Origin of the sequence: Variovorax sp. V15, assembly GCF_041154425.1 — a bacterium.
GTDB lineage: Bacteria > Pseudomonadota > Gammaproteobacteria > Burkholderiales > Burkholderiaceae_C > Variovorax > Variovorax guangxiensis.
The window spans coordinates 435,161-461,531 of sequence record NZ_AP028660.1; the positions used below are offsets into that span (position 1 = coordinate 435,161).

General features: G+C 65.8%; 22 protein-coding genes and 2 pseudogenes. 6 read left to right on the top strand and 18 right to left on the bottom strand.

Annotated features, from left to right (window positions below; genetic code table 11):
• Positions 1-2,145: a type IV pilus secretin PilQ gene (pilQ, locus tag ACAM57_RS34430; protein WP_369662668.1), complete on the top strand. Its 2,145-nt coding sequence runs from the start codon at positions 1-3 to the stop codon at positions 2,143-2,145.
• Positions 2,146-2,319: 174 nt separating this feature from the next.
• Here pilQ and ACAM57_RS34435 read toward each other — a convergent pair whose 3' ends face one another.
• The 10 genes and pseudogenes from ACAM57_RS34435 to ACAM57_RS34480 form a co-directional block, all read right to left on the bottom strand.
• Positions 2,320-3,627: a M20 family metallopeptidase gene (locus ACAM57_RS34435; RefSeq protein WP_369662669.1), complete on the bottom strand. Its 1,308-nt coding sequence runs from the start codon at positions 3,625-3,627 to the stop codon at positions 2,320-2,322.
• A gap of 148 nt (positions 3,628-3,775) precedes the next feature.
• Positions 3,776-4,330 (bottom strand): annotated as a pseudogene (locus ACAM57_RS34440) (nuclear transport factor 2 family protein).
• On the bottom strand, positions 4,327-4,710 hold the full coding sequence (locus tag ACAM57_RS34445; protein ID WP_184642367.1) for a VOC family protein: 384 nt from the start codon (positions 4,708-4,710) through the stop codon (positions 4,327-4,329). The pseudogene ACAM57_RS34440 and the gene ACAM57_RS34445 overlap by 4 nt, the downstream one beginning before the upstream one ends.
• A complete protein-coding gene (locus tag ACAM57_RS34450) occupies positions 4,707-5,465 on the bottom strand; it encodes an SDR family NAD(P)-dependent oxidoreductase (RefSeq protein ID WP_369662670.1) in 759 nt (252 codons plus the stop codon). Before ACAM57_RS34450 ends, ACAM57_RS34445 begins: the two co-directional genes overlap by 4 nt.
• A complete protein-coding gene (locus ACAM57_RS34455; protein ID WP_369662671.1) occupies positions 5,462-7,594 on the bottom strand; it encodes an acetate--CoA ligase family protein in 2,133 nt (710 codons plus the stop codon). The genes ACAM57_RS34450 and ACAM57_RS34455 overlap by 4 nt, the downstream gene beginning before the upstream one ends.
• A gap of 1 nt (position 7,595) precedes the next feature.
• A complete protein-coding gene (locus ACAM57_RS34460) occupies positions 7,596-8,357 on the bottom strand; it encodes an enoyl-CoA hydratase/isomerase family protein (RefSeq protein WP_369662672.1) in 762 nt (253 codons plus the stop codon).
• Positions 8,354-9,466, bottom strand: a complete 1,113-nt coding sequence (locus tag ACAM57_RS34465; protein ID WP_369662673.1) for an acyl-CoA dehydrogenase family protein — start codon at positions 9,464-9,466, stop codon at positions 8,354-8,356. The genes ACAM57_RS34460 and ACAM57_RS34465 overlap by 4 nt, the downstream gene beginning before the upstream one ends.
• Positions 9,467-9,471: 5 nt before the next feature.
• A complete protein-coding gene (locus ACAM57_RS34470) occupies positions 9,472-10,632 on the bottom strand; it encodes an acyl-CoA dehydrogenase family protein (RefSeq protein ID WP_369662674.1) in 1,161 nt (386 codons plus the stop codon).
• A 38-nt stretch (positions 10,633-10,670) separates the two neighbouring features.
• The gene (locus ACAM57_RS34475; protein ID WP_369662675.1) at positions 10,671-11,609 is read right to left on the bottom strand and encodes a flavin reductase; all 939 of its coding nucleotides are present in this window, start codon (positions 11,607-11,609) and stop codon (positions 10,671-10,673) included.
• Positions 11,610-11,634: 25 nt separating this feature from the next.
• Positions 11,635-12,726, bottom strand: a complete 1,092-nt coding sequence (locus ACAM57_RS34480; protein WP_369662676.1) for an LLM class flavin-dependent oxidoreductase — start codon at positions 12,724-12,726, stop codon at positions 11,635-11,637.
• Positions 12,727-12,828: 102 nt separating this feature from the next.
• On the opposite strand from ACAM57_RS34480, the gene ACAM57_RS34485 reads away from it, so the two are divergent.
• On the top strand, positions 12,829-13,740 hold the full coding sequence (locus tag ACAM57_RS34485) for a LysR family transcriptional regulator (RefSeq protein ID WP_369662677.1): 912 nt from the start codon (positions 12,829-12,831) through the stop codon (positions 13,738-13,740).
• Positions 13,741-13,759: 19 nt separating this feature from the next.
• Here ACAM57_RS34485 and ACAM57_RS34490 read toward each other — a convergent pair whose 3' ends face one another.
• Positions 13,760-14,641: an SMP-30/gluconolactonase/LRE family protein gene (locus tag ACAM57_RS34490; RefSeq protein ID WP_369662678.1), complete on the bottom strand. Its 882-nt coding sequence runs from the start codon at positions 14,639-14,641 to the stop codon at positions 13,760-13,762.
• Positions 14,642-14,779: 138 nt separating this feature from the next.
• Here ACAM57_RS34490 and ACAM57_RS34495 point away from each other — a divergent pair, with 138 nt between their 5' ends.
• Both ACAM57_RS34495 and ACAM57_RS34500 read left to right on the top strand, forming a co-directional pair.
• A complete protein-coding gene (locus ACAM57_RS34495) occupies positions 14,780-15,736 on the top strand; it encodes a Bug family tripartite tricarboxylate transporter substrate binding protein (protein WP_369662679.1) in 957 nt (318 codons plus the stop codon).
• Positions 15,737-15,756: 20 nt separating this feature from the next.
• A complete protein-coding gene (locus tag ACAM57_RS34500; protein ID WP_369662680.1) occupies positions 15,757-16,965 on the top strand; it encodes a CaiB/BaiF CoA transferase family protein in 1,209 nt (402 codons plus the stop codon).
• Positions 16,966-17,028: 63 nt separating this feature from the next.
• On the opposite strand, the gene ACAM57_RS34505 is transcribed toward ACAM57_RS34500, so the two are convergent.
• The 6 genes and pseudogenes from ACAM57_RS34505 to ACAM57_RS34530 form a co-directional block, all read right to left on the bottom strand.
• Positions 17,029-18,195, bottom strand: a complete 1,167-nt coding sequence (locus tag ACAM57_RS34505) for an acyl-CoA dehydrogenase family protein (RefSeq protein WP_369662681.1) — start codon at positions 18,193-18,195, stop codon at positions 17,029-17,031.
• 187 nt (positions 18,196-18,382) lie between these two features.
• Entirely contained in the window at positions 18,383-19,252 is an 870-nt protein-coding gene (locus tag ACAM57_RS34510) for a prephenate dehydratase (protein ID WP_369662682.1), read from the bottom strand.
• A 542-nt stretch (positions 19,253-19,794) separates the two neighbouring features.
• Positions 19,795-20,097 carry an acetate--CoA ligase family protein gene (locus tag ACAM57_RS34515; protein ID WP_369662683.1) on the bottom strand — a complete coding sequence of 101 codons (303 nt, stop codon included), beginning with the start codon at positions 20,095-20,097 and terminating at the stop codon, positions 19,795-19,797.
• Positions 20,098-20,599: 502 nt separating this feature from the next.
• Positions 20,600-20,784 (bottom strand): annotated as a pseudogene (locus ACAM57_RS34520) (acetyl-CoA synthetase); the annotation flags it as partial.
• 53 nt (positions 20,785-20,837) lie between these two features.
• A complete protein-coding gene (locus ACAM57_RS34525; protein ID WP_369662684.1) occupies positions 20,838-21,275 on the bottom strand; it encodes a helix-turn-helix domain-containing protein in 438 nt (145 codons plus the stop codon).
• Positions 21,276-22,527: 1,252 nt separating this feature from the next.
• Positions 22,528-22,869, bottom strand: a complete 342-nt coding sequence (locus ACAM57_RS34530) for a hypothetical protein (protein WP_369662685.1) — start codon at positions 22,867-22,869, stop codon at positions 22,528-22,530.
• Positions 22,870-23,094: 225 nt separating this feature from the next.
• Here ACAM57_RS34530 and ACAM57_RS34535 point away from each other — a divergent pair, with 225 nt between their 5' ends.
• Both ACAM57_RS34535 and ACAM57_RS34540 read left to right on the top strand, forming a co-directional pair.
• Entirely contained in the window at positions 23,095-23,454 is a 360-nt protein-coding gene (locus ACAM57_RS34535; protein WP_369662686.1) for a hypothetical protein, read from the top strand.
• A 182-nt stretch (positions 23,455-23,636) separates the two neighbouring features.
• Positions 23,637-24,200: a transposase gene (locus tag ACAM57_RS34540; protein ID WP_369662687.1), complete on the top strand. Its 564-nt coding sequence runs from the start codon at positions 23,637-23,639 to the stop codon at positions 24,198-24,200.
• A gap of 1,458 nt (positions 24,201-25,658) precedes the next feature.
• Here the strand turns inward: ACAM57_RS34540 and ACAM57_RS34545 are convergent.
• On the bottom strand, positions 25,659-26,273 hold the full coding sequence (locus ACAM57_RS34545) for a YitT family protein (RefSeq protein ID WP_369662688.1): 615 nt from the start codon (positions 26,271-26,273) through the stop codon (positions 25,659-25,661).
• Positions 26,274-26,371: the final 98 nt, after the last annotated feature.

Genomic DNA, 26,371 nt, shown 5'->3' on the forward strand with positions numbered 1-26,371 from the left:
ATGAAGCCACGCGCGCGCCTGCCCAGCGCCCCGCACCTGCGTCCCTATCTGCGCCTTTATCTGCGCCGATGGATTGGCGCCGTGTCCACGGTGTTGCTGTCGATAGCGACACAGACCAACGCGCAGGCCCAGGTGGAAGGGCCGCGGGCGCCATCGACACCGCCCAACGCCATCGAATCCATCACCGGCTCGACCCGTGCCGACGTGGATTTGGTGCGCATCGACTTCACCCGCGCGCTCACCGCGCTGCCCGCGGGTTTCGTGATGCAATCCCCCGCGCGCATCGCGCTCGACTTCCCAGGGATCACCAGCGCCGTGGGGCGATCGACCATCGCCTTCAAGCTGGGCCATCTTCGCGCCGCCAATGTGGTCCAGGCGGAAGAGCGCACCCGCGTGGTGCTGAACCTGCGGCATGCGGCCACCTACCAGGCCGAGATCCAGGGGCGATCGCTGCTGGTCTCGCTGCAATCGAGCACGGGCCAGCCGCCGCGCACGCCGCCATATGGCGATTTTGCAGAGCACCGTGTCCGCAGCATCACGCCGCTGCAGGAGATCGACTTTCGGCGTGGCGAGGACGGTGCCGGCCGCATCATCGTGGCCATGGGCAGCCGCCAGATGGGGGTGGATGTGCGCCGCCAGGGCGCGACGCTGGTGGCCGATTTCATGCGGGCGTCGCTGCCCGAGGGATTGCGACGCCGGCTGGACGTGTCGGACTTCGGGACCACCGTCGACACAGTGCAGCCGCAGCAACTGGCGGACCGGGTCCGCCTCTCCATCGGCGCTCACGGCGACTGGGAGCAGAGCGCCTACCAGACGGACGAGCAATTCGTCATCGAGGTGCGTCCGCGCAAGGCCGATCCGGGCAAGCTCACACCCGGCGCGGGCTATGCGGGCGAGAAACTCACACTCAACTTCCAGAACGTCGACATGCGGGCGCTGCTGCAGGTGATCGCGGACTTCACCGGCTTCAACGTGGTGACCTCGGATACCGTCTCCGGCACCCTCACCCTGCGGCTCAAGGACGTGCCGTGGGACCAGGCGCTGGATGTCATCCTGCAGGCCAAGAACCTGGGCATGCGCAAGAATGGCAGCGTTCTCTGGATCGCGCCGCTCGAGGAGATCAACGCCAGGGAAAAGTCCGACCTCGAGGCCCAGGCCTTGCTGGAGAACATGACGACACTGCAGACGCAGTCGTTCCAGCTCAACTACGCAAAGGCCGCGACGGTGGTACAGAACCTCAGGGGTGGCGGCGGTACTTCCGGCAGTGGCGGCAGCTCGGTCACGCGGCTGTTGAGTGCGCGCGGCAGCGCGATGTCCGAGGCCCGCACCAACCAACTCTTTGTCACCGACACCCCCGCACGCCTGACCGAGGTGAGCGAACTCATTCGCAAGCTCGACGTGCCGGTGCGGCAGGTGCTGATCGAGGCGAAGATCGTCGAGGCGTCGGATACCTTCGGCAAGTCATTGGGTGCCAGGCTGGGCGGCGGGATTGTCGATGGGAACAGCTCTGTCGGCACCACTCCTGCAGGCAGCAGTCGCGCTTTCGCGCCTTACACCAACCGCAACTTTGTGAATCTGCCAGCCGGGAGTGCCGGTAGAGGGAGTGCCCCGGGGGTGTTTGCGGTCTCCCTGTTCAGCGCAGGGTACACGCGGATGTTGAACCTGGAAATCTCGGCACTCGAGGCCGAAGGCAGGGGCAAGCTCGTATCCAGCCCTCGCGTGGTCACCGCCGACCAGACCAAGGCCTTGATCGAGCAAGGCGAACAGATCCCGTACCAGCAGGCCACATCCAGCGGCGCCACCTCCGTCTCGTTTCGCAAGGCCGTGCTGAAGTTGGAAGTGACACCGCAGATCACTCCCGAGGGCAACATCAACCTCGCACTGGACGTGAGCAAGGACGCGCGCGGAGTGAATACATCTGCCGGTCCGGCGATCAATACCAAGCACGTAAAGACCGACGTACTGGTCGAAAACGGTGGCACCGTCGTCATCGGCGGCATCTTCGAGGTGACCGAGATCAACGACGAGTCGCGCGTGCCGGTATTGGGCGAGGTCCCCTATTTGGGCGCACTGTTTCGCAAGCGCACACGCACCTTGAACAAGGTCGAGATGCTGGTGTTTATCACCCCGAAGATGATGGGATGACCTGCGTCAAGGCTTGATGGCGAACGCTCCCTGTTGGGACCTGTCCCGCGTGGAGTGGTCTGTGCTGACGCTCGATCCGGATTCGGCTTCGACCGCAGAGTTCGAGGACGCCGTGCGAGTGCTGGCGGTCAAGCCCGCCCGACCATCCCGATGCCAGGCGCCGGCACCAAGCGCTCAGCGCCCCTGGAACCGCGCACTGGCCAGTTGGGACAGTGTCGTCGCGGTCAGTGCGCGAACACCGACGCGCATGGCGGATTCGTCGATCTGAAACAGCGGCGAGTGATTCACCGGTGCGTCCTTGTCGCCCAGCGGCGAAGCATTCAGCATCCAGAACACGACGGGCACTCCGGTCGAACCAAAGGCACCGAAGTCTTCCGAGCCCATGGAAGCAGACATTTGGCTCACCTTCGCGGCACCGCCAGCGGCAGCATCGAAGGCCCCCACCATCGAAAGCGTGGCGTCGCGGTCGTTGACCAGCACCTCGTAGCCGTCTCCGCTGTCGATCGTCACCTCCGCCTGCACCCCGTAGCTCGCCGCGATACCCGTGGCCCGGCGGCGGATCTCCTCCTGGGCGATCTTCTGGTTCGTCGTCGAGAGCGCGCGGATCGTACCGGCGATCTCGGCCGTCTCGGGAAGCACATTGAAGCGATTCCCGCTTTGCAGCATGCCGGTGGTCACGATCGTCGGCCCGCCGTCAATGGTCGGGTTGAGCCGATGGCTGACGATGTTCTGCAAGCCCAGCACGGTCTCGGCCGCAGCCAGCATGGGCGTGTTGGAGACCCAGGGTGCCGCGCCATGGCCACCCGTGCCCTTGAACAGGATCCGGAACACGTCGATGCTCGCAAGCATCGGGCCCGGCCTGTAGCGGATCGCGCCGGAAGGCGCCTGGTTGCTGATGTGCTGGCCGAGCACCACGTCGACCTTGGGGTTGTCGAGCACGCCCTCGCGCACCATGGCCATGGCGCCGCTGGACTTGCCCAGGCCCGGGCCGATCTCCTCGGCCGGCTGGAAGATGAAGACCACCGTGCCCGCCAGTTGCTCGCGCAGCGAGGACAGCACCTTGGCCGCCCCCAGCAGCATGGCGATGTGCGCGTCATGTCCGCAGACGTGCGAGACCGCGACCGGCTTGCCGAGCCAGTCGGCCTTGGCCACGGACTTGAAGGGCAGGTCGTTGCGCTCTTCCACGGGCAAGGCATCCATGTCCGCGCGCAGCGCCACCACGGGTCCGGGCCGTCCACCGCGAAGCACGGCCTTGATGCCCGTGCCGGCGATGCCGGTGCGCACCTCCAGACCCGGCATGCCAGCCAGGGCCTGGGCGATGTACTTCGCGGTGCCGACCTCCTGGTAGGCCAGTTCGGGGTTCTGGTGGATGTGCCGGCGCCATTCGACCACCTGAGGCTGCGCGCCATCGGACAGGGCCAGAGCCTGCGAGAGCAGAGAGGCCGCCGTGGCAGGCGCGGCGCTCTGCGCGTGCGCCCCCATGAAAGAGGCTCCGAGAAGGAAAGCGCAAAAATGGCGTCGAAGGTTCATGGTGATCGCAAGCGTTGCGGAAAAAGGAGTTGAATGAAGCGTGCGTTGTCGCACTCTATCGCCCGGCAGTGCGCTGCCTCGCGTCGAGCGCCTTGCAGAGTCACCGGCGCGACGCAGCGGATTCGTCGCGGTGAATGTCCTCTAGCAATCGATAGACCAGGTCGTCCGGCGCCGCGCGTCCATTCGGCTGCCGCGGCCCGAACAGGGCCGCGTCGTCCTGCGCAAGCTCGGGCCGCGCGCGCTCCTCGATCCAGTCGTAGACCACGGTGCGCGCAGCCACACGCCACTGCCCTGCCCGGCGCTCGAAGCGGTCGACATAGCGCCCGCAGAGAAAGGTCTGTCCTTGCGGCAGCGCGGCCGTGGACTGCAACGCGAAGAAGCTGCTCTCCACCGCGGCCGCGTCGCCATGCAACTCGATCAGCACGTTCGTGATCTGGTGCACGCGTCACCCGCCCTGGCGCAGCTTGTCCAGGGCCTGGGCGATGAAACCCTCGGCGCTGCCCTTCCAGGCGCCGTGGCAGTCGGTGGCATCCTCCCAATAGGCCGAGCGCAGGGCGGCCTCGTCGCAGCGGTCGATGCCGCGGCAGTAGCGGTACAGGCAGTCCCGGATCGCTTCGCGATCCAGCAGTGCCTCCAACGATGCCTGGCCGCTCATGTGGCGCCGGGCGGTGACCGCCGGAACAACTGCACGATGTTGCCCTCGGGGTCGCGCAACGACAGCACCATGCCGTGGTCGCCCATGTCGCGCATGCCGAGCACCTCGCCGCCCGCGTCGGCGATCCGCTCCTGCGCACCGTCGAAATCATCGACCTCGAACACCATCACCAGGCCAGAGGCAGCGGGTGCCGCCTCCTCGAGGCAGGCCAGCGAAACGTTGGTGTTGCCCACGCCATACTGGAACCAGCGGTCCCCGTCGTTGAACTTCAAAGGCAGGCCGAGCGCCGATGCGTAGAAGGCGTGCAGTTGCCGCGGCTGCTTCGCGGCGACATAGACGTTCTGCAGTCGTCGCGGGGCCGCTGGCTGCGCGGCGCTCACAGCGAGGTCTCCGAGGCGCCGCCGTCCAGGCGCAGCACTTCCGCGTTGAGGAAGCGCGCCGCATCGCCCGCCAGGAAGCAGATGGCATCGGCGATCTCCTCCACCGTGCCCAGGCGCCGCAGCGGCGTGCGCGCGATGCGCCTGGCATCGAGCTCCGCATTGCGGTGCTTGGCCGTTCCCTCGGTGGGTACTGCACCCGGCGCAACCGCATTCACCCGGATGTTGCGTCCACCGAGGTCGGCGGCCGCCGCGCGCGTGATGCCCAGCACCCCCGCCTTGATGCCGCTGTAGACCACCGAGCGCGTCGGTGACTTGAAGCCCGCGATGGACGCCACATTGACGATGGTCCCCCCGCGCTCGGCATCCATTGCCTCGGCCGCGGCCTGGATGCCCCAGATCACCGACTTGAAGCCGATTTCCACCATCCGGTCCATGACCTCGGGCGTGATCTCGGCCAGGGGCTGGTAGCGCACCCAGGCGGCATTGTTGACCATGATGTCGAGCCGCCCCGCCTCGCGCGCCAGTTGCATGACGGCCTCGCGCATGCCCTCGCGGCTGGACACGTCCCGCGGCAGTGCAATGGCCTTGCCGCCGAGCGCACGGATCTGTGCGCAGGCCTCCTCGACGAACTCCTGCTTGAGGTCGTTGACGCCGACGGTGGCGCCCAGCCGGGCCATCGCCAGCGCAGTGGCCCGGCCGATGCCATGGCCGGCACCGCTGATGAAGGCCACGCGGCCTTCGAGGGATGCATTCATTGCTTGCCTTTCTCTGCCTGTTCGGGAATGAGCAGCGCATCGAGCGCGAAGGCGCCCTTTCCCGCCTCCAGCACCACCAGCGGATTGATGTCGATCTCGGCCACTTCGCCGGCATGCCGCGCGGCAAAGCACGACAGCGCTGCAACGGCACGTGCGGCCGCCTGCACGTCGGCCTTCGGCCGACCGCGCGCACCGTCGAGCAGCGGGAATGCCTTGAGCGAACGCAGCATTGCCGTGGCCTGCGCCTCGTCGACCGGCGCGCTCTGCAGCGCCACGTCCTTGAGGACCTCGGCAAAGATGCCGCCCAGCCCCACCATGACCATCGGGCCGAACACCGGATCCTTCCGGGTCCCGAGGATCAGCTCGACGCCGCCTTGCGCCATCTGCGCCACCAGCACGCCGGTGACGCGGGCCTGGGGCGCCTTGTGCGCCACGCGGGCGAGCAGGCTCTCGTAAGCCTCGATCAGCTGGCCTTCGGAGCGCACATCCACCACCACGCCGCCGACCTCGGTCTTGTGCGCGATGTCGGGCGAGACGATCTTGAGCACCAGCGGAAAGCCGATGTCGCGCGCGGCGGCCAGTGCCTCGTCGCGGCTGGCCGCGATGGCCTCCTTGAGCACCGGCAGCCCGGCACGGGCGAGCGCTGCCTTGGCGCTGGCTTCGGTCGCGAAGGCCTCCGCAGGCAGGGTTTCCCGCTCGACGAGCGCGCCCGCGGGGGCCGGTTCGGCGCGCGCACCGAAGTGCACCAGTGCCGCGAGCGTCGCGCAGGCCGCATCGATGCCCTCCACCACCGGGAAACCCATCGCATTGAGCCGCGCGCGCACCTCCTGCGGCGCGCGTGCGCACAGGACGATCAGGCGCGACGGGTGTTCCTTGCGCACCTGCGCGAGGGCCGTCAGGAACACTTCTCGCAGCCGAGGTACATGGAAGGCATTGGCCGACTGGAGCATCAGCGCATCGCAACTGTCGTCCTCGGCCACGGCGGCCAGCACCTTGGCCAACACCTCCGGGCGGCTGGACACCTGCGCCGTCATGTCCACCGGATTCGACGGTGATGCGAAGGGCACCACCTGCAGGATCCGCTCGCGGGTCTGCGCAGCCAGCCTGGGCAGCGCCAGACCCTGCGCACTGGCGGCATCCGCCAGCAGCACGCCGAAACCACCAGAGGCCGTGAGCACCGCCACCTTGTTGCCACGGGGCAAGCGATCCGGCCCGAGCACGGCGAGCGCATGACCCACCTCCAGGAGCTGTTCGATGCTCGGCACGCGGATCGCGCCGCCATTGCGCAGCACCACGTCGAACACGGCGTCCGAGCCGGAGAGCGCGCCCGTGTGAGAAGCGGCGGCGGCACTGCCCGCTTCGGACACACCCACCTTCAGAACCACCAGCGGCTTGCCCGCCTTGCGGGCCATTGCCATGGCTTTGTGCAGCCTGGCGCCATCGCGGCAGGTCTCCATGCAGCAAAGGATGACCGAGGTGCCCGGATCCGTTGCCAGCGAGGCGATCGCATCGGCGATGTCGACATCGCACTCGTTGCCGGTGGTCAGCATCCGGCTGATGCCAAGGCCCCGCTCGGATGCGAGGCGCAGCGTGTAGCTGCCGAGATTGCCGCTCTGGGAGACGATGCCCACCGGGCCCGCGGCGGGGAAGGTATCTTCCAGCGCCACCGAAAAGGTCGCGATGCTCCTGTCCGGCACGCCGATCGCACCGAGGCAGTTCGGCCCAACGATGCGCATCCCGCTGCGCCTGGCCACCTGTGCGATCCGGGCCTGCAGCCTGCCGCCCTCCTCGCCCATCTCGGAGAAGCCGGCGGAGAGCACCACCGCCGCGCGCACGCCGCGCCCGGCGCAGTCCTCCACGGCGTCGAGCACACCCTCCGGCGGCACGGCGATCACGGCGAGCTCGGGCGCCTCCGGCAGGTCGGCGACGCTCGCATGAGCCTGCAGCGTCTGCACGACGCCGGCCTTGCGATTGACGGGGTAGATCCGGCCCGCATAGCCGTACTTGCGAAGGAACTGCAGCGGGCGTCCGCCGATCTTGGTGACATCGTCAGAGGCACCGAGTATCGCGATCGAGCGCGGACTGAACAGCGCCTCGAGGCCGCATCCCACTTCCACCAGCGCCTGCATCTCAGCGCCCCTTGTAGACAGGCGAGCGCTTCTCGAGGAAGGCGCGGCGCGCTTCCTGCGCATCCTCGGTCTTCGACAGCGCCATGGTGAAGTTCTGCTCGAAGCGGTAGCCATCGCGCTGCGGCATCAGATCCATCATGTTGGCCGCCTGCTTGGCATAGGCCATGGCCAGCGGCGCCTTCGCCGCGATCTCCTGCGCGAGCTGCAAGGCCACCGGCATCAGCTGGTCGGCCGGCACCACCTCGTCGAGCACGCCGCGGCGATACAGCTCTGCTGCCGACGCGCGCATGCCGGTGAAGAACAGGCGGCGTGTGAAGGAACGGCCAAACATGGTGCGCAGCATCGAGACGCCGCCGGCCAGGCCCACGTTGATCTCCGGCATGGCGAAGGTCGCGTCCTCGCTGGCCAGGAAGATGTCGCAGGCGGCCATGAGCCCGAAGCCGGCGCCGAGCGCCGGACCGTTGATGGCAGCGATCACCGGCTTGGCGCACTCGCGGATCGCATTGCCGGTCTCGCGCGTCAGGCGGTTGTGGCCGAGGAAGTCGCCGGCCTTGCCAGGGTCAGGCCGGTCCTTGAGGTCGGCACCGGCGCAGAAGTGCTTGCCGATCCCGGTGAGGATCGCAACCCGGATGTCGGTGCGCTCGGAGATTTCGTCGAAGGCTTCGATGAGGCCGCGACGCGTCTCGCGATCGAGCGCATTGACCGGCGGCTTGTCCAGGCGGACGACCGCGACATATTCGGAAACTTCAAGGCTGACGCTCATTGCGCACTCCTGGCGAGGTTGGAAAGGGATGAGGGACCGGCATCGCCCTGCGATGCCTTCAGGTGGGCGGCATGCAAGAGGCGGTCGCCGTAGCGGAACTCGGAGGCGATCAGGCGCTGCGCGAGGCGCGTGGCGAGCACCTCTTCGCTCAGGCCCATGCCGCCATGCATCTGGATCGCGGCTTCGGCGCAGCCGCGCGCCGTCTCGGCGAGCGACACCTTGGCCAGTCGCAGGCTCCGGCGCAGGTCGGAGCCCTTCTGTTCGTGCGCATGGAAGCAGTGGATCGTCAGCCCCTTGGCGCCGAGGTACTTCACGTACATGTCGGCCACGCGGTGGCGCAGCACCTGGAAAGTGGAAAGCGCCACACCGAACTGCCGCCGCTCCTTGAGGTGGCCGAGCGTCTGCTGGGTCAGCGCGGCAAGCGCGGCCACCGTGTCGACGGCAGTGAGCAGCAGCGCGGCATCGCTGGCGGCAGCCAGTGCATTGCGGGCCTGGCCGCCGCGCGCGATGCAGCTGCCCTGCGGCACGGTGAGCCGGGCGAGTGCGAAGTCGGCACCGCGTCGGCCTTCCATCGTGCGGTAGCGCGCCACGGGCACACCGACGCGCTCGGCGTCGACGAGGAAGATCGCCGCCTCGCCGTCCACCTCGGCTGGAACAAGCCAATGCGTCGCGGGCAGCGAGACATCGACACCCTGCACGAAGCCATTCAACTCGTAGCCGATGCCGAGGTGACGCGCCCGCAGCGCCATCTCCTCAGGCATGGCGGACAGGGCGATCAGCGGCGCGAGCTGCGCCGAGCCCTCGGCCACGGCCCCGAGCCAACGGTTTCCGACCTCGGGCGCGGCCGCCTGCAGCAGCAGAGGCACGACCGCGCAGGTCTCGACCACCGGAAGGTGCATGCCATGCGTGGCGAGTCCTTCGACGATCGATGCCAGGTCGGCCAGGCTGCCGCCCACGCCGCCGGCTTCCTCGGGCACCAGGGTGGCGGTCCAGCCCAGCTCGCGCACCGGGTCGCCGGGCAGTTCCGGCACGGCGGCGTGGTCCTGCGCATAGCGGCTCGCCGCGTCGAGCAGCATGCCCGGAAAGAGGGACGGGAAAGAGGTGGACATGCTTGTCAGGCTCCCAGAAGTTCGTTGGCGATCACGTTGCGCTGCACTTCGGAAGTGCCGCCGGCGATCGTGCGGGCGCGTGTGAACATGTAGTTCTGGATCCAGGTGGCGGCGGGCACCTCGGGATCCGCATCGGCGAGGAAGCGATGCGCGGCCTCGGGCCCGACGGCATCGAGCGCGATCGTGGTCAGCCGCTGGGCGACATCGGCGCACGTCATCTTGATCGCGGACGGCTGCACGCCCAGCCCACGCTGGTGGATCAGATCGTCGGTCGCCTGCGCCATCATCACGCGCGCGCCCTTTGCTTCGGCTTCGCACAGCAGCAGCTTGTGGTGCAGGCCGCTGAAATCGCGTCGCCCGTGCGCGGCCGTTGCGGCCTCCTCGACCAGCCGCACCACCTGGCGACGCAGCAGCTCCAGACGGGCCACATTGGCCGGCGGCAGGCGCTCGCGCTCCAGCAGGTACTTCGCGCAGGTCCAGCCCTTGCCCACCTCGCCGACCAGGTTGTCGGCGCGCACGCGCACCTCTTCGAAGAAGACCTCGTTGAGGTGGTGCCATCCGTCGATGGTGCGGATCGGGCGCACGGTGACGCCCGGCGCATCCATCGGCACCAGGATCAGCGAGATGCCTTCCTGTTTCTTCGCCTCCCTGGAGGTGCGCACCAGCATGTAGATCATGCTGGCCTCGTGCGCATGCGAGGTCCAGATCTTCTGGCCATTGATGACCCACTCGCCCCCATCCAGGCGCGCACTGGTGGACAGCGAAGCCAGGTCCGAGCCCGAGCCTGGCTCGGAATAGCCCTGGCACCACCAGTCGGAGCCGTCCAGGATGCGCGGGAGAAAGCGCGCCTTCTGCTCAGGCGTGCCGAAGCGGATGATGACCGGCCCGATGTGACCCAGGCCATGGTGGTACAGCGGCGGGCAGTCGTTGTCGGCCATCACCTCCTCGAAGATCAGGCGCTGGCGGATGTCCCAGCCGGTGCCGCCGACCTCGGCGGGCCAGCTCGGCGCGCCCCAGCCCTGGGCGTTGAGGATCTTCTGCCACGCCTGGTATTCGCGCTTGGTGATCTTCTGGCCCGCGGCGACGACGGCACGGATCTCGGAAGGGCAGGACTTGCGGGCGAACTCCTCCAGTTCGCGCCGAAAGCCGGCGTAGTCGATGGACATTCTCGTTGTCTCCAGGGATTCGATTCGATGGGGTTTTTTCAGCCCTTGCGCAGCTGGGCAATCAGCTCGTCGAGCGCCGCGACGGCGGCGTCGGCATCGCGCCGGCGCAGGCCGCGCGCGACGTTGCGGCGCAGGGGATAAAGGTCCGGGCGCGCGCGCACCGGCAGCACGTGCGTCATGCGCTCGCGCAGCACGCCGGTCATGGTCTGTGCCATCAGCATCAGCGCCTGGTTATGGCCGGCGGCGGCAATGGCGCGGAAGAAGCGGCTGGCCGATTCGATGCGGTCCTGGCGCGAGGCGTCGCCGGGGTGGGCCTCGATGGCGTCCACGGCGTCCTCCACTGCTGCCAGTTCGGCATCGTCGGCACGCTCGCAGGCCAGGCGCAGCAAGGTGCCGTAGAGCGTGCGGTAGGCCTCGTCGACGTCCGCGTCGCCCAGCTGGCCTTGCACCACCAGCTTGCGCAGCGACTCGGCCAGCATCATGTAGGCGCCCTTGTAGAAGACCAGCGCATGGTCGCCACCGCCGGCCGCCATGTGCCGCACCTCGCCGATGAAGACGGTGTGATCGCCCGCCTCGTGGCGGGCGAACACGCTGCACTCGAAGCTCGCCAGGCAATCGTCGATCAGCGGCATGCCCAGCAAGCCAGGCTGCCAGCCCACGCCTTCGAACTTGTCCTCGATCTTGCTGGAGGCGAAACGTCCCGACAGCGCGTCCTGGCGCTCGGCCAGGATGTTGATGGCGAAGCTCTCGGCCCCCAGGAAGGTGTCGCGCAACCGGCTGGCGTTGCGCAGGCTGAACAGCACCAGCGGCGGCTCGAGCGACACCGAGCTGAACGAGTTGCAGGTCAGCCCCGCGGGCCGTCCGTCGGGCGTGCGCGTCGTGATGACCGCCACGCCGGTCGGAAAGCAGCCCAGCAGCTGGCGAAACAGCGCGGGTTCGACAACGGGGCGGGTGCGTTCTTCGGCGACCTCGGACATGGGCGTTCTCCTTCGCTGCGGCGCCTCAGGCGGCAGCGACCTCGCGCTCGGCTGTGCTGGCGTGCGGCGGGTCGTTGGCGATCTCCTGCTGCACCGCAGGAATGATCACCTTCGACCAGGTCTGCAGTTGGCGCAGCATGGTGGGATGGTCGAAATCGCCCATCTGCGTCTGGAAGCAGTAGTGCACCGGCTTCAGGGCGCGGATCTCCCTGACCACGCGTTCGATCACGGTGTCGATGCTGCCCACGGGCAGCAGCGCGCGCATCTCCTCGAGCGTGGGCTCGCCCTCGACGATGCCCTCTTCGACCTGGTAGTCGTCGGCGATCTGCGCGGTGCGGCGCTTCAGGCTCAAGGCCACGCGGCGCTGGTAGCGGGCGCAGTCCAAGTAGGCGTCGACCTCGGCCTTGTCATTGCTGGCATAGGCGGCGCGCAGCAGGCCCACCTTCACGCCGGTCGGATCCTTGCCTTCGGCTCTCGCCACCTTGTCGATCAGCACGCGATGGGCATGCATCTTCTCCACGCCACCATCGCCGCCGGAGACGAACACGTGGTGGTCCGACTTCACCGCGCGCGAGACGAAGGCCGGGTCCACGCTGGTGATCCACATCGGCGGCATCGGCTGCTGGACCGCGCGCTGGCTGATCGCGCTCATGGGCTGGCGGTAGTACTCGCCCTCGTAGCTGAACTTGGGCTGCTTCAGGCCCAGCTCGAGCATGTCGAGCATCTCGAAGGTGCGGGCCTTGGCCGACTCCAGCGAGACGCCGAAGCGCTCGAACTCGAAGTGCTGGTAGCCCGAGCCGATGCCCAGGTTGAGGCGGCCGTTGGACAATTGGTCCACCATGGCCACGTCGGCGATCAGCCGCGCGGGCGTGTACAGCGGTGCGACGACAATGCCGGTACCCAGCCGGATCCTGCGGGTGGCTGCGGCGCAGTGCGCGATCATGGTCAGCGGCGACGAGCACATGCCGTAGTTGCTGAAATGATGCTCCGCGAACCATGCCGCGCCGAACCCCAGCTCGTCCGCCAGGCGCGTCTGCTCCACGGCGTCGCGCAGGATCTGGTGGGAGGTTTTGTGCTTGTTTCGCTGCTGCATCAGAATGAAGATTCCGAAATCCATTGCCGGTGCTCCTGTGTGGTTGGTGCCTATGTGCACGAATCGTAGGAACGGGAGCCGCCTGCGGATCGCCAACGTGCGCACAGCTTGTTTGCATCTTTTGAAATGAAGGCCCTCGATTCGCTGCGCATCTTCGTCACCACCCAGAGGAAGGGCAGCCTCTCGGCCGCGGCGCGCAGCCTGAGCCTGTCACCTGCGACCATTTCGCGGCGCATCAGTGCGCTCGAAGAGGAGCTGGGCGTGCAGCTGGTGGACCGCACCAGCCGCAACCTCCGCATGACCGAGGCGGGACAGGCCTTCCTGGAACGCGCCGAGGTCGTGCTCGAGTCCATGGCGGAGGCGGAGCAGGCCGCACGCGACGCCCGCCAGCGGCCCGAAGGTCGTTTGCGGGTGCATTCGCGCACCCACATCGGGCTGCGGGTGGTGGCGCCGCTGCTGCCGCGCTTCGCCCAGCTCTACCCGGACATCCACGTGGAAGTCGAGCTGTCGGAGCATCCGGTCAACCTCGTGGAGCACGACTTCGACGTCGACATCCGCACCGGCGAGTCGAACGACTCCGGCTTCGTGATCAAGCGGCTGCTGTCCAGCGACGAGGTGCTGGTGGCCAGCCCCACCTTCGTGAAGACCTACTCGCGCATCAAGCACCCCACCGACTTGCCGCAGGTGCGCTGCCTGACCTACAAGCGCGAGCGCGAGGCCACCATCTGGAAGTACATCGACGAGGCCGGCGAGCAGCAGGAGTTGGCGATCCAGGGCGTGCTCAGCGCCAACAACGGCGAACTGCTGCGGCTGGCGGCCATCGGGGGCATGGGCATCGCGCTGCTGTCGGAGGCCACGGTGCGCGGCGACCTGCGCTCGGGCACGCTGGTGCGGCTGCTGCCGGACTACCGCTTCGCGGTGCGGGCGTACTCCAACGGCATCTTCGCCGTCTTCCGCCAAAACCGCACCCTGCCGCTGAAAGTCCGCGCCTTCGTCGATTTCGTGGCCGAAGCGCTGAAGGACGAGGATCAGCGCTAGAGCCTGCCGGCCGGGTCCTCTAGCCTCGGGCGAAGCGATGCGGCAGGCGTCCTGAGGCGGGCAGGCCTTCGATCACGAACAGCCCGCCATCGTGCGGCTTCGGGCCTTCGAGGCGGGCGCTGCGCGATATCGACGTCAGGTAGATCCGGTCGAGGCGCGCGCCCCCGAAGCACAGGCTGGTCGGGTAGGTCGCAGGCAGCGCCACGAGGCGCTCGAGCTCGCCGTCCGGTGCAAAGCGCGCGAGTTGGCCCGCGCGGGTCAGCACCGTCCAGAAAAAGCCCTGCGCGTCCACCGTCGCGCCGTCCGGTCCGGACTCGAAGCGTCCGGTGTCCACGAACTTGCGCTTGTGGCGCAGCGGCCCGCACGGGTCGTAGTCGTAGGCCCAGATCGTGCGCTCCAGGCTGTCGGCCAGATAGAGCGTGTGGCCGTCGGGACTGAAGCAGGGGCCGTTGGCGAAGCCGATGTCGTCGGCCAGTTGCTCCACCCGGGCGTCGGGTCGCAGCCGGTACAGCCCGCCCAGGACAGCCTCGCCGGGTTGGCGCTCCATGTGCATCGTCCCGGCAATGAAGTTGCCGGCCGGATCGCACTTGCCGTCGTTGAAGCGCACGCGGGGATGATCCACCGTGATGTGCGCCAGGATCTCCAGCCCGCGCGTGGCGAAGTCGTAGAGGGCGAAGCTGTTGCGCAGCGCGACCACGACGGCGTCGCCGCGGCATGGCGCGATGGCCCCCACGGGCGCCGGGAGGCTGTGCTGCTCGAGCACGCCGGACTGCGGACGCAGGCGCCAGAGGATGCCTGCCAGCGCATCGATCCAGCATACGGCCTGTGCATCGGCATCCCAGCAGGGGCTTTCTCCAAGCCGGTCCCTGGTTTTTCCGATTCGGCGAATCCGTGCGTCCATGGATGAAGTGTGCCGACCGGTCCTAGCCGGTCGCGACGCGGCGTGCAAAGCATCTTTTCACTCCCTGCAGCACCGGCCCGACGGCGGCCATCTAGACTGATTCGCGAATCCGATTCCGGATCAGAACAAGGAGACAACGTGAGCTTTCGCAACACCATCGTCGGGCTGGTGATCGGCGCGTGCGCCCTCGGCAGCGCCTTCGCGCAGCAGGTCACGCGCATCGTCGTGCCGTTCGCCGCCGGCGGCGGCACCGACCAGTACTGCCGCATCCTCGCGCAGGAGCTCAACAAGCACGGGCTGAACGTCATCATCGAGAACAAGCCCGGCGCCAGCGGCATCCTCGCGGCCGACCACGTCGCCCGCGCGAAGCCCGACGGGCAGACCGTGCTCGTGTCCTCTCTGGGCACGCTGGCGAACAACAGCGTGCTCTACGATAAATTGCCCTACGACGCGGCGAAGGATTTCGCGCCGGTCACGCAGATCGCCTACCAGCCGGCCATCATCGTGGGACGCACCGACCTGCCGTACAAGAACATCAAGGAGATGGTCGCCTACGCCAAGCAGCATCCGGGCAAGATCAACCGGGCCTCGCCGGGCGCGGCGATCCTCACCAACCTGGCACCAATCGCCTTCGAGAAGGCCCAAGGTTTCAGCACCACCCACATCCCGTTCAACGGTGACGCGCCGGCCTTGCAGGCGTTGCTCGGCAGCCAGATCGATATCCACGGCACATCCATCACCGGGGCGCTGCCCTACGTCAAGGCAGGCAAGCTGCGCGTGCTGGGCGTGATGGATTCGCGGCGCCTGCCGCAAGTGCCCGACGTGCCGACCTTCAAGGAGCAAGGCTTCGACATGGAAGCCACGCTGTGGTATTCGCTGTCCGTGCCGGCCGGCACACCCAAGCCCGCGATCGAGCGCCTCAACAAGGCCGTCAACCAGGTGATCGCCGATCCCGACTTCGTGGCGCGGGCCCGCGCCATCGGCATGGAGCCGCGCGGCGGTAGCCCCGAGGACCTCGACAGGTTCATCAAGGCCGAGTCGGACCGCTGGCTGCCGGTGCTGCAAAGCCTGAACCTGCCCAAGCAGTCGCAATGAAAGAAGGCCCCGCCCCGCACATGAACCATCCCAACCCGCTGCCCCTGTCCGGTGTTCGCGTCCTGGACCTGTCCCGGGTCATGGCAGGGCCGCTGTGCGCGATGGCGCTGGCGGACCTCGGCGCCGAGGTCATCAAGGTGGAGCATCCCGAGCGCGGCGACGACACGCGGGACTGGGGCGTTCGCATCGGCAGCCACAACACCTCCTACTTCAACAGCTGCAACCGCAACAAGCGCTCCATCTGCGTGGACCTGCAAGCCGAGGAAGGCCGCGACCTCGTGCGCGAGCTGGCCGAGCGCTGCGACGTGGTGATCCAGAACTTCAAGTACGGCGGCGCGCAGAAGATGGGCCTGGGCTACGACGACCTGAAGAAGGTCAACCCCGGTATCGTGTACTGCTCGATCTCCGGCTATCCGGTCCTCGGGCCCGAGAAGGCCCGCCCCGGCTACGACCTCGTGGTCCAGGGCGAGACCGGACTGATGGCGATGAACGGCGAGGAAGGCCAGGGGCCGCTGAAGTTCGGCGTCGCCGCGGTCGACATGTTCACCGGCATGTACGCGGCGCAGGCAATCCTGGCCGTGCTGTACGCGCGCACGCGCACCGGCGTGGGACGCCATGTCCAGATGTCGCTGTACGACAGCGGCATGATGATCACCTCCTACTATGGCCTGACCGCCTGGCTGAACAAGGGCGACCCCGCCAAGTTCGGCAACTCGCATCCCTCGATCGTCCCCTACGGCGTGTTCGACGCCGCGGACGGACCGGTGGTGATCGCGGTGGGCAATAACAGCCAGTTCCGCAAGTTCTGCGAGGAAGTCATCTTCTGCGCCGAGCTTGCGCGCGACCCGCGCTTCGAGAAGAACACCGAGCGCTCGAAGAACCGCGGCGAGCTGCTGCCCATCCTGCTGGCGCAGATCCGGCGGCACACGCGGGCCGAGCTCATCGAACGCATGGACCGCGCGGGCATTCCCTGCGGCGAGGTGCTGGGGCTGTACGAAGCCCTGCAGTCGCAGCGCACGCAGCAGGCGCAGGTATGGCACCGCTTCGAGGATGCCGAGGCGGGCCCGCAGGCCGTGCATGCGCCGCCCTATGTCATCGATGGCACGCGCACGGGCGTGCGCCACCCGCCGCCGCACCTGGGCGAGCACACGGCCGAGGTGCTGGGCGAGCTGCTCGGGCTGCCGCAGGAGCGGCTGCAGGCCCTCGGCGAGAAGCACGTCATCCGGTAGCGCGGTACCGCATCGTCCCGCGCACTGGCACGCGCGAACGCACGCAGGCTTGCGATACCCGCCTCAGTCGTCCAGCCGGTAGCCCGCCGCGGCGATGGTGCGCTTGGCGATGTTGAGCTGGTGGATCTGGCTGGTGCCCTCGTAGAGGCGGAACAACCGGACGTCCCGGTAGAAGCGTTCGATCGCATGGCCCTGGATGAACCCCGTGCCGCCCAGCATCTGCACGCAGCGGTCGGCCACGCGCCCGCACATCTCGGAGGCGAAGTACTTGCAGATCGAGGCCTGCATCGCCACGTCCTCGCCGTCGTCGCGCTGGCGCGCGGTCTGCAGGATCAGCGCGCGGGCGGCCTGGATCTCGGTCTGGCAATCGGCGATCAGCGCCTGCACCAGCTGGAAGCCGGCCACCGGCTGACCGAACTGGCGCCGCTGGCAGGTCCATGCGACCGCTTCGTCCAGCATGCGGATGGCCGGGCCGGTGCACAGCGCCGCCAGATGGATGCGCTGCTTGTTCAGCACCTTCATCGCGGTCTTGAAGCCCATGCCCTCGCGCCCGCCGATGAGGTTGTCAGCCGGCACGCGGCAGTTCCGCAGGTGCACTTCCGACACCGGCGAGCCGGACTGCCCCATCTTGCGGTAGGGCTCGCCGGTGGACAGCCCCGGCGTGCCACGCTCGACCAGGAAGGCGCTGATGCCGCGCGCGGTGGGGTCGGCGGGATCGGTGCGTGCCATCACGGTGAACAGGCCGGCGATGGGCGCGTTGGTGATGAAGCACTTGGTGCCGTCCAGGACGTAATGGTCGCCGTCGCGCACCGCCCGAGTCTGCAAGGCGGTGGCGTCGGAGCCGGCCTGCGGTTCGGTCAGTGCGAAGGCGCCGGTCAGTTCGCCGCGCGCCAGCCGCGGCAGGAAGCGCTCCTTCTGCTGCGGCGTGCCGTCGGCCACCAGCGCTTCCGAGCCAATGCCGGTGTTGGTGCCGACGCGCGCACGAAAAGCCACCGAAGCCTGCGACAGTTCCATGGCCGCCAGCACCAGTTCCTCGGTGCTCATCCCGGCGCCACCCCAGGCGTCGGGGATGGACCAGCCGAAAAAGCCCCGGGCGGCCATGTCCTCGACCAGGTCGGCGGGCACCTCGTCGTCGCGCTCGACCTCGGCCTCGCGCGGGATCAGGCATTCACGCACATGGCGCCGCAGGTCGGCCAGGGTCTGCGGGAAGGAGGAAGGGTCTCGGATCATCGCGGCAGTCTAGATGTGAAGACGCCGGGCGTTCCGCCCAGGGCGTGCAAAGGTGCTTTGTATGCCGTGTGGTTTGCTCCGGCCGCGGATGCGGCGGATGGTCGCTGGTCGGACTTCGCCCTTCGGGTTTCCCCCTGGACCGCTCGCGTCGTGGCGCTCCATCAAAGTTGCGGGCACCAGGATCAAATCATCGGCGCGGATAGGAGCCGAGGACGCGCAGTTCGCGGTGCTCCTCCAGAAAGGCGGCCAGGGCTCCCTGCTTGGCAGGTCCTTCGACTTCCACCAGATAGCGATGCGTGTCCAATGTCTTCTTGCTCGGGCGCTCGTAGATCGTCAGGATCCGCACGCCTGCCGCGCCGAACTCGGCCAAGGTGCTCGACAGGGTGGCATCCGAGACAGCGACCAGCAAGGATGTCTTGTCGTCGCCGGTGGGCGCCGGCATCTGCCGGCCGAGCACCCACCAGCGGGTGACGTTGTGCGGGCCTTCCTCGATGCCGTCGACCAGCGACACGAGTGGATAGATGTCTGCCCCGACCTTCGGCCCGAACGACGCCGCATCGGGCGTCGCGCTGCGCGCGACCGCCTGTGCGGCCGCGCCCGCGCTGGCTGCGTCGATGCGACGCACGCGGGGCATCTCCCGATCGAGCCACGGTCGCACCTCTTCGAAGGCCACCGGATGCGCGTGGACCGCCACGATGTCTCCTCGCTTCGTCCCCGGTTTGGTCAACAGGCTGTATCCAAGCATCTTCGGGTACTCGGCGACGATGCGCACGTCGGGCAGGTCGATCACCGCGTCGAGGTAAGGCGTCGCGCCAACCGCGGAGGTCGTGGCGGGGACGCAGGCGCGCTCGATCTTTCCGTCGACATAGGCCTTGAACAACTCGTCGCGCGACAACGGCACGAGATCCCTGGCACCGAACAGGTCCAGGCAAGCCTGGTGCGTCCAGCTCCCTGCCGGCCCCAGGTAGCCGATGGAGTCGGCAATGGCAAGGCCCGGGGAGTTTCCAAAGAGCACCAGAACGCAGGCAATAGCATTGATGGCTCTGAACTTCAGCATGGCGGCAGACAGAAAGTTGGCGGATGCAACGTGGTTCGTTGATGTGCTCGGGCTGTGAAAGTGTTTCGCATGTCAAGGGGCTGCCGCAACACCTTCGTCGTGTGCAATCCAAGGACCCTCGCGTATGCCCACACCCCGACCGGGGCGGCATGCCGCTGTTGCGTGACATGCAATGGCAGGCCGTACCAGCACGGCACGCGCACCGGAGCATCCGGATCTTTGTCTTCCAGTTCTGCATAGCCACTCCCGGGGCTTCTCAGCGCAACGCGGCGCCTCCATCCACCGCGCAACCCCCTTGCCCTTGCGCCAACACGAAGATCGAATTGATCTCGGCCTTGATCAGTCGTCACCCCATTGCGCGGCCATGCGCGAGAAGGCGGCGATCGCGTCGACCTGCCCCTGCATCGGCCTTGGGCTGGCCGCGAACCCCATCGAGCAAGGGCCATGTCCTGAGCTCGTGCATCACGGCCAGCGCTCGCTCCTCGGGAAGCCACCTGCCGCAGGCAACAGGCGCATCGTGGTGTCTTTGAAGAGTCCTGCCGTCACGCCTCCCGTGCCCAGCATGGATGGCCGACCAAGGGCATCGCGTACATGCCGAGGATCAGTTCGGTTTCGCCGCTCACCATCTCCCGAACCAGAAAGCGCACGGGACGGCTGCTCGTATGGCATTCGACCTCGCTGGCCGTCGCGTCCAGCCGATCTGCGATCGGATCGGGAGCAACATCCACGGCCACGCCGCTGACATCGCGCTTGTGCGTGATCTCCTCCGAGAACATCTTCAGCACGGCGGCTCCACCGAGCTCGTGCGCCGCCGATTCCGCTTGCTGTCCGCTCTGGACAATCACCTCGCGCGCAGGGTATGCCGGAGCGCACGAAAAGTCGCTTGGCCTGCGCTTCGTCGAGCAACCCCGTCACCAGATCTCGCAACGGCGCCTGGACCGCGACCGCAGAGCCCGCTTCGGGCAGGCGCCATTGGCCTGCCTGCATGCCTGCCAGCACCGCCGTACAGCTCTTCGCCGCCACGAAGGCCGACATGCCAAGCTGCCTGAGCAGAGTTGCGGCCTCGGGCGCATGCGAGCTGGCATAGGCCAGAGTGACGTCGATCGGATTGCGATCGGGCGAGGTCTGGTCGCCGCTTTGCAAGGCGCGCAGCGCGACTGCCGCGAGCTCGTCGGCGCCGGGGCCTCGAATCCGCAAATCCCCAGGCGGTCGGACACAAGCGTGCCGGCGTCCCCGCGTCAACGTGAAGATGGCGATCCGCCGGCCCCGCAGAACGCGCCTTGTTGCGAGTGCGGCCGAAATGTCCAGAAGGTCGCCAAAAGTTTGGGCGCGGATCACACCTGTCCGGCGGAACAGGTCGTCGTACATGCGGTCCGTGCCGGCCATCGCACCGGTGTGCGAGACGGCCACCTTGGCGCCCGCTCAGAGCACCCGACCTTGAAGGCAACGACGGGCTTGCCTGCCATCGCCGCCCTGAGCGCAGCGGCCCGGAATTTCTCGGGACGCCGGATCGCTTCGATGTACAGCGCCATGACCCGCGTCGCCGGGTCGTCGAGTCAACGGGGTCGGCGAGACTGAGGTCGCGCTAGTGGCCTAGTCGCTCGGCAATTTCCGGACGGCCAAGGCTTCGCACGGCAGCGAGATTTTCGAGCTGGGCAGCCCGGGGACGAGCTTTACCCTGCTCCCAGTGGTAGATCGTCTGGCCCGAGACACCGACGAGCGTCCCATAATCGGCGGCGGACAAGCCCAGTTTGGCGCGGTGCGCAGCTACACGCGACGCGCTGAAACGTCGACGTGGACCGCCTTCGTCGGGCGGCGCCGCTTCGGCCGTCGACATCTTGCGCGAATCGAGCTTGGACAGTTGCCGCACCGCTTTTTGCAAAGCAGCGATTTCACGCTTAAGTGCCGCAATTGCGCTGCGGTGTTGAACGCTTTGCTTCTTCAACGTTTCGATCTCCACGCGCACCTCCTTGCGGGCTACGCGTGCGATCTCTTCCTTCAGGGCTGATGCGATATTTGGCATGGGCGCATTGTGCCTTCTGGGAGAGTTATATGACGCCGATTGATGACAGAGTTCGGAGAACCTCTGAAAAATGATAGGTTTCTGGGCATCGATGCAGTACGACCAGAAGGTTGGACGGTGACGTACCCATGACAAGCCGAGAGAGGCTACATTCGGCCACGAGCAGCCATTTGAGGCACCGATGAATATCCAAGTCCGACCCGCCACGCAAGACGACGCAGCGGATGCGTGCCAAGTAGTTCGAAGGTCCATTGCCGAGTGCTGTCACGACGACCACCGCGGCGACGCGAACTTGCTCGCCGGGTGCCCCATCTCTGCGAAAGGTCCTTTGCGCGACGATTGCCTGAAGGCGATGGTGGTCCTTCGGCTCGTCGACGATCGCATCCAAGTGCTGCAAATTACGGCAGATCAGAGTTTTGACAAGCCAGTGGCATTGCGCGCGTTTTTGGAGCGCCTATGAACCTTCCAACTTACTGCACTGCACCAGATACCCTGCAGCGATCTTCCTGACTTGCATGAGGTCGGTCAGTTCGCTCGCCAACGCCGATTTCCGGTTTGCCTCAACGGCTCGAACGCTGAGCGGAAATAGCGTTGTGAGGACCAAGCACAGGGCCAATAGAGGACGGAGATTTTTCATTTGCCGGGCGGGACAACGCACATTGATACAAATGTCATCCTAGCATCGGCGACAGCAAAGGTCTGGGCAAGCGAGAGGCGGCGCTTGAAGGTCCGGTCATGGCCGGATCCTGCCACACCTATATCGGCGCGCCACCCGGCACAATTCGCCGCGACATCGCTACTCGGCTTTGCCACTTGGCAGCATGCAGATTGTGGCGAGATACGCTTGCTGTTCGACATACCACCCCGACGGATAGTCCTCTCGATCCCATGGTTCGTCGCTCTCGTACGTTCCTCTGCCGAGAAATTCGTAGTAGACGTTCATCGCGTCGAGATGACATCTCGCCCAGAAAACCCATACACACGTGCTCTTTCCGAGCAGGCGTCTAGCTGCATCGCCGGCAGGTCCGAGCGCGATACAAGTCTCAAGGCCTTCTTCATCAATCCAAACCTCGTGTAGATATCCCCTACGCGGTCGGAGCTGGTCATGCGGTGACATCGTCATCTGGAACGTCTGGTTATGGACGCATGCTGATTGGAGTTTGAAGGGCTGCTGTTGGCCGAATCTTGCCATGTCTGTAGGTCCGAGAAGGTGCACGCGGAGTCACACAGTCCCGTGCTACTTGGGCACAGTTCATCGTGGCGGCTTGATAGCCATTTCCACTTCCTTGCAGAACGTCGCCATTGCGCCAGTGAGCCAACTCCGACCCATCGCAGTGAACTCATCACTCGCACAAGCTTGCTCGCGCGCGGCGGTGAGAACCTCAAAAAGCCGATCGACAGGCAGATCGACGTCACTCAGGCTGACGACCTTGCCTCCCCTGTACTCTGCTAGCTCTCGTGCAAGTAGTTCTGACACCGGGTCGCTGGCCCCATAGCGCTCAGACGCAATCGATGCCGCCCTACCGAGGATGTCGTGAACCGCGGTGCTAGTCCCCCAGCAAATGTGGTCGTAGAAGGCAAGTGCTGAAGACATGGGAAATCTTGTCTAAATGTCTGCTTTTGGCCGACTGTAGCCGGTCACGCTTGCGTTGCGAAGGGCGCACGCCAGTCATCGTCGAGCGCGTAAAGCGGTCGCTCGAATACTTGGATGACGGATCCATTCAACCTCAGGATGGTTATCCTACTAGCGCAGCCAGAATTCGTATGCATCAGCTATGGCGTGTGCAAAGCTAGATGCTTTCGTCTATTTGAGTGCGCGATGGCCAAAAAGACAACTGAACAGAAAAATGCAGAGGAGCGTCGCTACATTGCTGCCAGTGGTGCAGCCAATGCAGTGGAACTCGAGCCCTTCTTGTCTGACCCGAATCAGGCTATACGCGCCACAGCGGCTATGAATCCGGATGCTGACGCAGATATCTTGGATCGTTTCGCGAATGACAAATTCTGGGGCGTACGAATGGAAGTGGTGCGCAATGCCAACGTCAGCCAGGCCACACTGCGCAGGCTGTTGGAGTCTGACACGCGCAAACGCGGAGTAGTGCACCACGCAGCGCGCGCGAAGCTGGAAGAGCGCGGTGTGAAATTTGGTGTTGATGGCATGCCGGAAAATGCGGCGTAGAAATTGACGCCGCATTTCCCGGGTTCCTCTTGTTGTAGATGCGCCGCGAACGTCTGGTTCCACGCGGATTTGGCCGCCCTGGCGAGCGTCTGGTTATGGCCGATTGTGTTGAAAAACTCCCTCGAATCCTAGAACCATCGCGGCGTCCTCATGTCCTATCTTCATCGATGGAGGTACGCGCCATGATGGGTCAGAACGCCGTTCAAGATCAGTTGTTCTACGCATTCAACCTCGAAACTCACGTCCCAGGCGATCACCTGCTTCGAGGCGTTGATCGCTTCCTCGACCTTGGTGAGTTGCGCCAACATCTGGCACCGTTCTACAGCCACACCGGCTGGCCCTCGATCGATCCCGAACTCATGATTCGCATGCTCGTGATCGGCTATTGCCTAGGCATCCGATCCGAGCGCCGGCTGTGCGAGGAAGTCCATCTCAACCTGGCCTATCGCTGGTTCTGCCGTTTGGGCCCGTCGCGCAAGATCGCGCGCAGCATCCATGAAGGTGCGCGTGAGGTGGCTCGGTTCATTGCAAAGACACCGGAGTACAAACGGTCGCGCAGGGAGCGAAAGAAGGTGGAGATGCTGTTCGCGCATCTCAAGCGCATCATGAAGTTGGATCGACTGCGGCTGCGCGGGCTCAGCGGTGCGCAAGACGAGTTCTTGCTGGGCGCTACAGCTCAAAATCTTCGGCGAATGGCGAAGTGGTTGATGCCTGGCGCGGCAGATACGGCCATGAAGAACGCGTGAGGTGAGCCGCGAGGCTTGCGTTGTGCTCTCGCACTGCCAACTCGACTACGAATCCCGTGCGGTCTCCATCGCATCCGAGATTCGAGACGAGTTTTTCAACACAATCGGCCAATTGCAGACGTTGCTCGCGTCCCTGCGCCGCTACTTGGCTTAGCCTCGATGCGAATCAAAAGTGGCCCCGGCCACACCATAACTTAGGGTGAACGGATGCTTCGATTTCTTGGGTTGCTCTGCTTTTCCGCCTGCGCTGGCGTAGCCTTGGCGACTGCCGGTACCTGTGGAGTTGGCTTGTTCGCGGGAACATTCGCTTGGTGCGGACTACCTTTCTATTGGATTGCAGGATTTCCGCTAGCAATTCTGTGCGCCCTGCTTTTTGGTCTGCCGGCATACGCGGCGATGAAACGTTGGAACCTCAAACGTTGGTGGCAGTTTGCCCTTGGCGGCCTTTTGCTTGCCGTTCCATTTTGGAATCAGCTTGCCATGCCGTTTGACTCCGTGCGTTGGGCTCAGTCGGGACTGTTCGACTCGCTTAACTATCTTGGTTCAGGTGCAGTTGGAGGCCTGGTCTTTTGGCTACTTGTTATTCGAAACGCAAGGAATGGAAAGCCTTGATCCTGCAGCTAGAGCGGCGCACGGCATCCAGCAATCTCCGAGCAATACGCGCTCAACGCCGAATAGCTTTTCGCGAGCGGCGAGAGTCCGCCCTACGCGAGTTGGGTCTTCAGGGTCTTCAGGGCCTTCGGGGCAAACGCGGAGTCGCATGGCTGCCGATCGGCGTCTTGGAGGTTCTGGCTGCGGTCTGTTGGGGCTTCATGGTCTCGATGGTCAACGACGATTCAGACTTGCTGATCTCCTAGAGGTTGTGGAAGAACGTGGAGACATGGCAGGAAGGTCGTGGCTTTCAGTGTGCCGGGCAAGCTTTGTCTGTGCATCCCTTCTTACGTGGATTACCTACAACACTTTTTGGGCAACCGGGCGGTATCTGGTTTGGCTTTCTCTTCTCTGTGTGTTGAAAGTCTGTCTTGCCATCTGATTCTTCGGCGAACAGAAGTAAACCTCCAAGCAGGCCGTGAGCCACATCCAGATGGTGTCGCCATACCGTGCTACTTCTTTTGGTAGCTGGGGGGCCATTTCCCACACCTGCGAAAGCTGCCCATAAGCGGCATGCACCGCGCCTTCGCGCATCACCTCGAACATCACGCGGTGCAGGGCTGCGTGGTCCTAGCGCGAAGCGAAGCCGAACGCCCGCATCCAAATTTCATCGCACGCAAAGTACTCGGCCACGCACTCGAGCAAATCGCGCCAGGCGCTTGACGAGTCGTTCGCGTGCTCAGTCCATGAAAGGTAGGCCAAGCGAAAGTACGTCGGATCGATCCAAGACTGCCGTGCGATCTCCTCTGAGGATAGAGCCAAGTCACAAGGCTATGGAGGGCCGGCTGGCGGTTCCTCGATCTCGCTCTACGATCGCGCGCCAGACCGGTGGTTCCACATCAGGACCAGATTCACCATCACCGCCGAGACGATCGAGTATCCGGCCCGGCTCGGCTCCACAAGCGCGAAGGCCGAGGCGACGATGGTGCCATCGCAGACCATCTGCACGGCTCCTGCGCCCCACCCGTAGCGGCGCTGCAGGTATAGCGCCAGCACGCCAAACCCACCCAGGCTGCCACCATGGCGGAACAGGACGAGCAGACCGACGCCGATCAGCAAGCCACCGGCGATCGCCGCGAACATCGGGTGTGCCGGCTGCACGCCGATGGCCCTCCCTATGCCCTCGACGCTGAACGACAACCCGGCGACGAGGAGGAGCGTCTTCCAGGTGAATTGCGCCCCGAATGCATGCCAGCCTAGCACGATGAAAGGCAGGTTCACGATGAGCAGTGTCCAACCCAGGGACCAACCCGACGCATAGTTCAGCACAAAGGCCAGGCCGGGGATGCCACCCGTCAGCAGACGGGCGCTGCGGAGTATGGCCAGCCCGAGGCCGACCAACAAGAGGGCCGTTGCGAATCCCTGCGCGTCGTCCAGCACCGGGTATCGACGTTCGGCCCGGAGGCACGGGTCTTGATCCATAGCCCAGTGTCTCTTTGCGCGGGCATGCAGGCTTTGCGCCAGGACAAGGTTGCGCAGGCTGCGCGCCGCTTGATGTGAATCAAGGAGGCGGGAAAGCC

Excerpts from the sequence above, each read along its gene's own strand:
- ACAM57_RS34525 (WP_369662684.1), bottom strand. The coding sequence starts at position 21,275 with ATGCCAAATATCGCATCAGCCCTGAAGGAAGAGATCGCACGCGTAGCC.
- ACAM57_RS34485 (WP_369662677.1), top strand. The coding sequence starts at position 12,829 with ATGAAGGCCCTCGATTCGCTGCGCATCTTCGTCACCACCCAGAGGAAG.
- ACAM57_RS34490 (WP_369662678.1), bottom strand. The coding sequence starts at position 14,641 with ATGGACGCACGGATTCGCCGAATCGGAAAAACCAGGGACCGGCTTGGA.
- ACAM57_RS34460 (WP_369662672.1), bottom strand. The coding sequence starts at position 8,357 with ATGAGCGTCAGCCTTGAAGTTTCCGAATATGTCGCGGTCGTCCGCCTG.
- ACAM57_RS34475 (WP_369662675.1), bottom strand. The coding sequence starts at position 11,609 with ATGTCCGAGGTCGCCGAAGAACGCACCCGCCCCGTTGTCGAACCCGCG.
- ACAM57_RS34465 (WP_369662673.1), bottom strand. The coding sequence starts at position 9,466 with ATGTCCACCTCTTTCCCGTCCCTCTTTCCGGGCATGCTGCTCGACGCG.
- ACAM57_RS34435 (WP_369662669.1), bottom strand. The coding sequence starts at position 3,627 with ATGGGGGCGCACGCGCAGAGCGCCGCGCCTGCCACGGCGGCCTCTCTG.
- ACAM57_RS34455 (WP_369662671.1), bottom strand. The coding sequence starts at position 7,594 with ATGCAGGCGCTGGTGGAAGTGGGATGCGGCCTCGAGGCGCTGTTCAGT.
- ACAM57_RS34505 (WP_369662681.1), bottom strand. The coding sequence starts at position 18,195 with ATGATCCGAGACCCTTCCTCCTTCCCGCAGACCCTGGCCGACCTGCGG.
- ACAM57_RS34540 (WP_369662687.1), top strand. The coding sequence starts at position 23,637 with ATGATGGGTCAGAACGCCGTTCAAGATCAGTTGTTCTACGCATTCAAC.
- ACAM57_RS34470 (WP_369662674.1), bottom strand. The coding sequence starts at position 10,632 with ATGTCCATCGACTACGCCGGCTTTCGGCGCGAACTGGAGGAGTTCGCC.
- ACAM57_RS34535 (WP_369662686.1), top strand. The coding sequence starts at position 23,095 with ATGGCCAAAAAGACAACTGAACAGAAAAATGCAGAGGAGCGTCGCTAC.
- pilQ (WP_369662668.1), top strand. The coding sequence starts at position 1 with ATGAAGCCACGCGCGCGCCTGCCCAGCGCCCCGCACCTGCGTCCCTAT.
- ACAM57_RS34450 (WP_369662670.1), bottom strand. The coding sequence starts at position 5,465 with ATGAATGCATCCCTCGAAGGCCGCGTGGCCTTCATCAGCGGTGCCGGC.
- ACAM57_RS34545 (WP_369662688.1), bottom strand. The coding sequence starts at position 26,273 with ATGGATCAAGACCCGTGCCTCCGGGCCGAACGTCGATACCCGGTGCTG.
- ACAM57_RS34500 (WP_369662680.1), top strand. The coding sequence starts at position 15,757 with ATGAACCATCCCAACCCGCTGCCCCTGTCCGGTGTTCGCGTCCTGGAC.
- ACAM57_RS34480 (WP_369662676.1), bottom strand. The coding sequence starts at position 12,726 with ATGGATTTCGGAATCTTCATTCTGATGCAGCAGCGAAACAAGCACAAA.
- ACAM57_RS34510 (WP_369662682.1), bottom strand. The coding sequence starts at position 19,252 with ATGCTGAAGTTCAGAGCCATCAATGCTATTGCCTGCGTTCTGGTGCTC.
- ACAM57_RS34530 (WP_369662685.1), bottom strand. The coding sequence starts at position 22,869 with ATGTCTTCAGCACTTGCCTTCTACGACCACATTTGCTGGGGGACTAGC.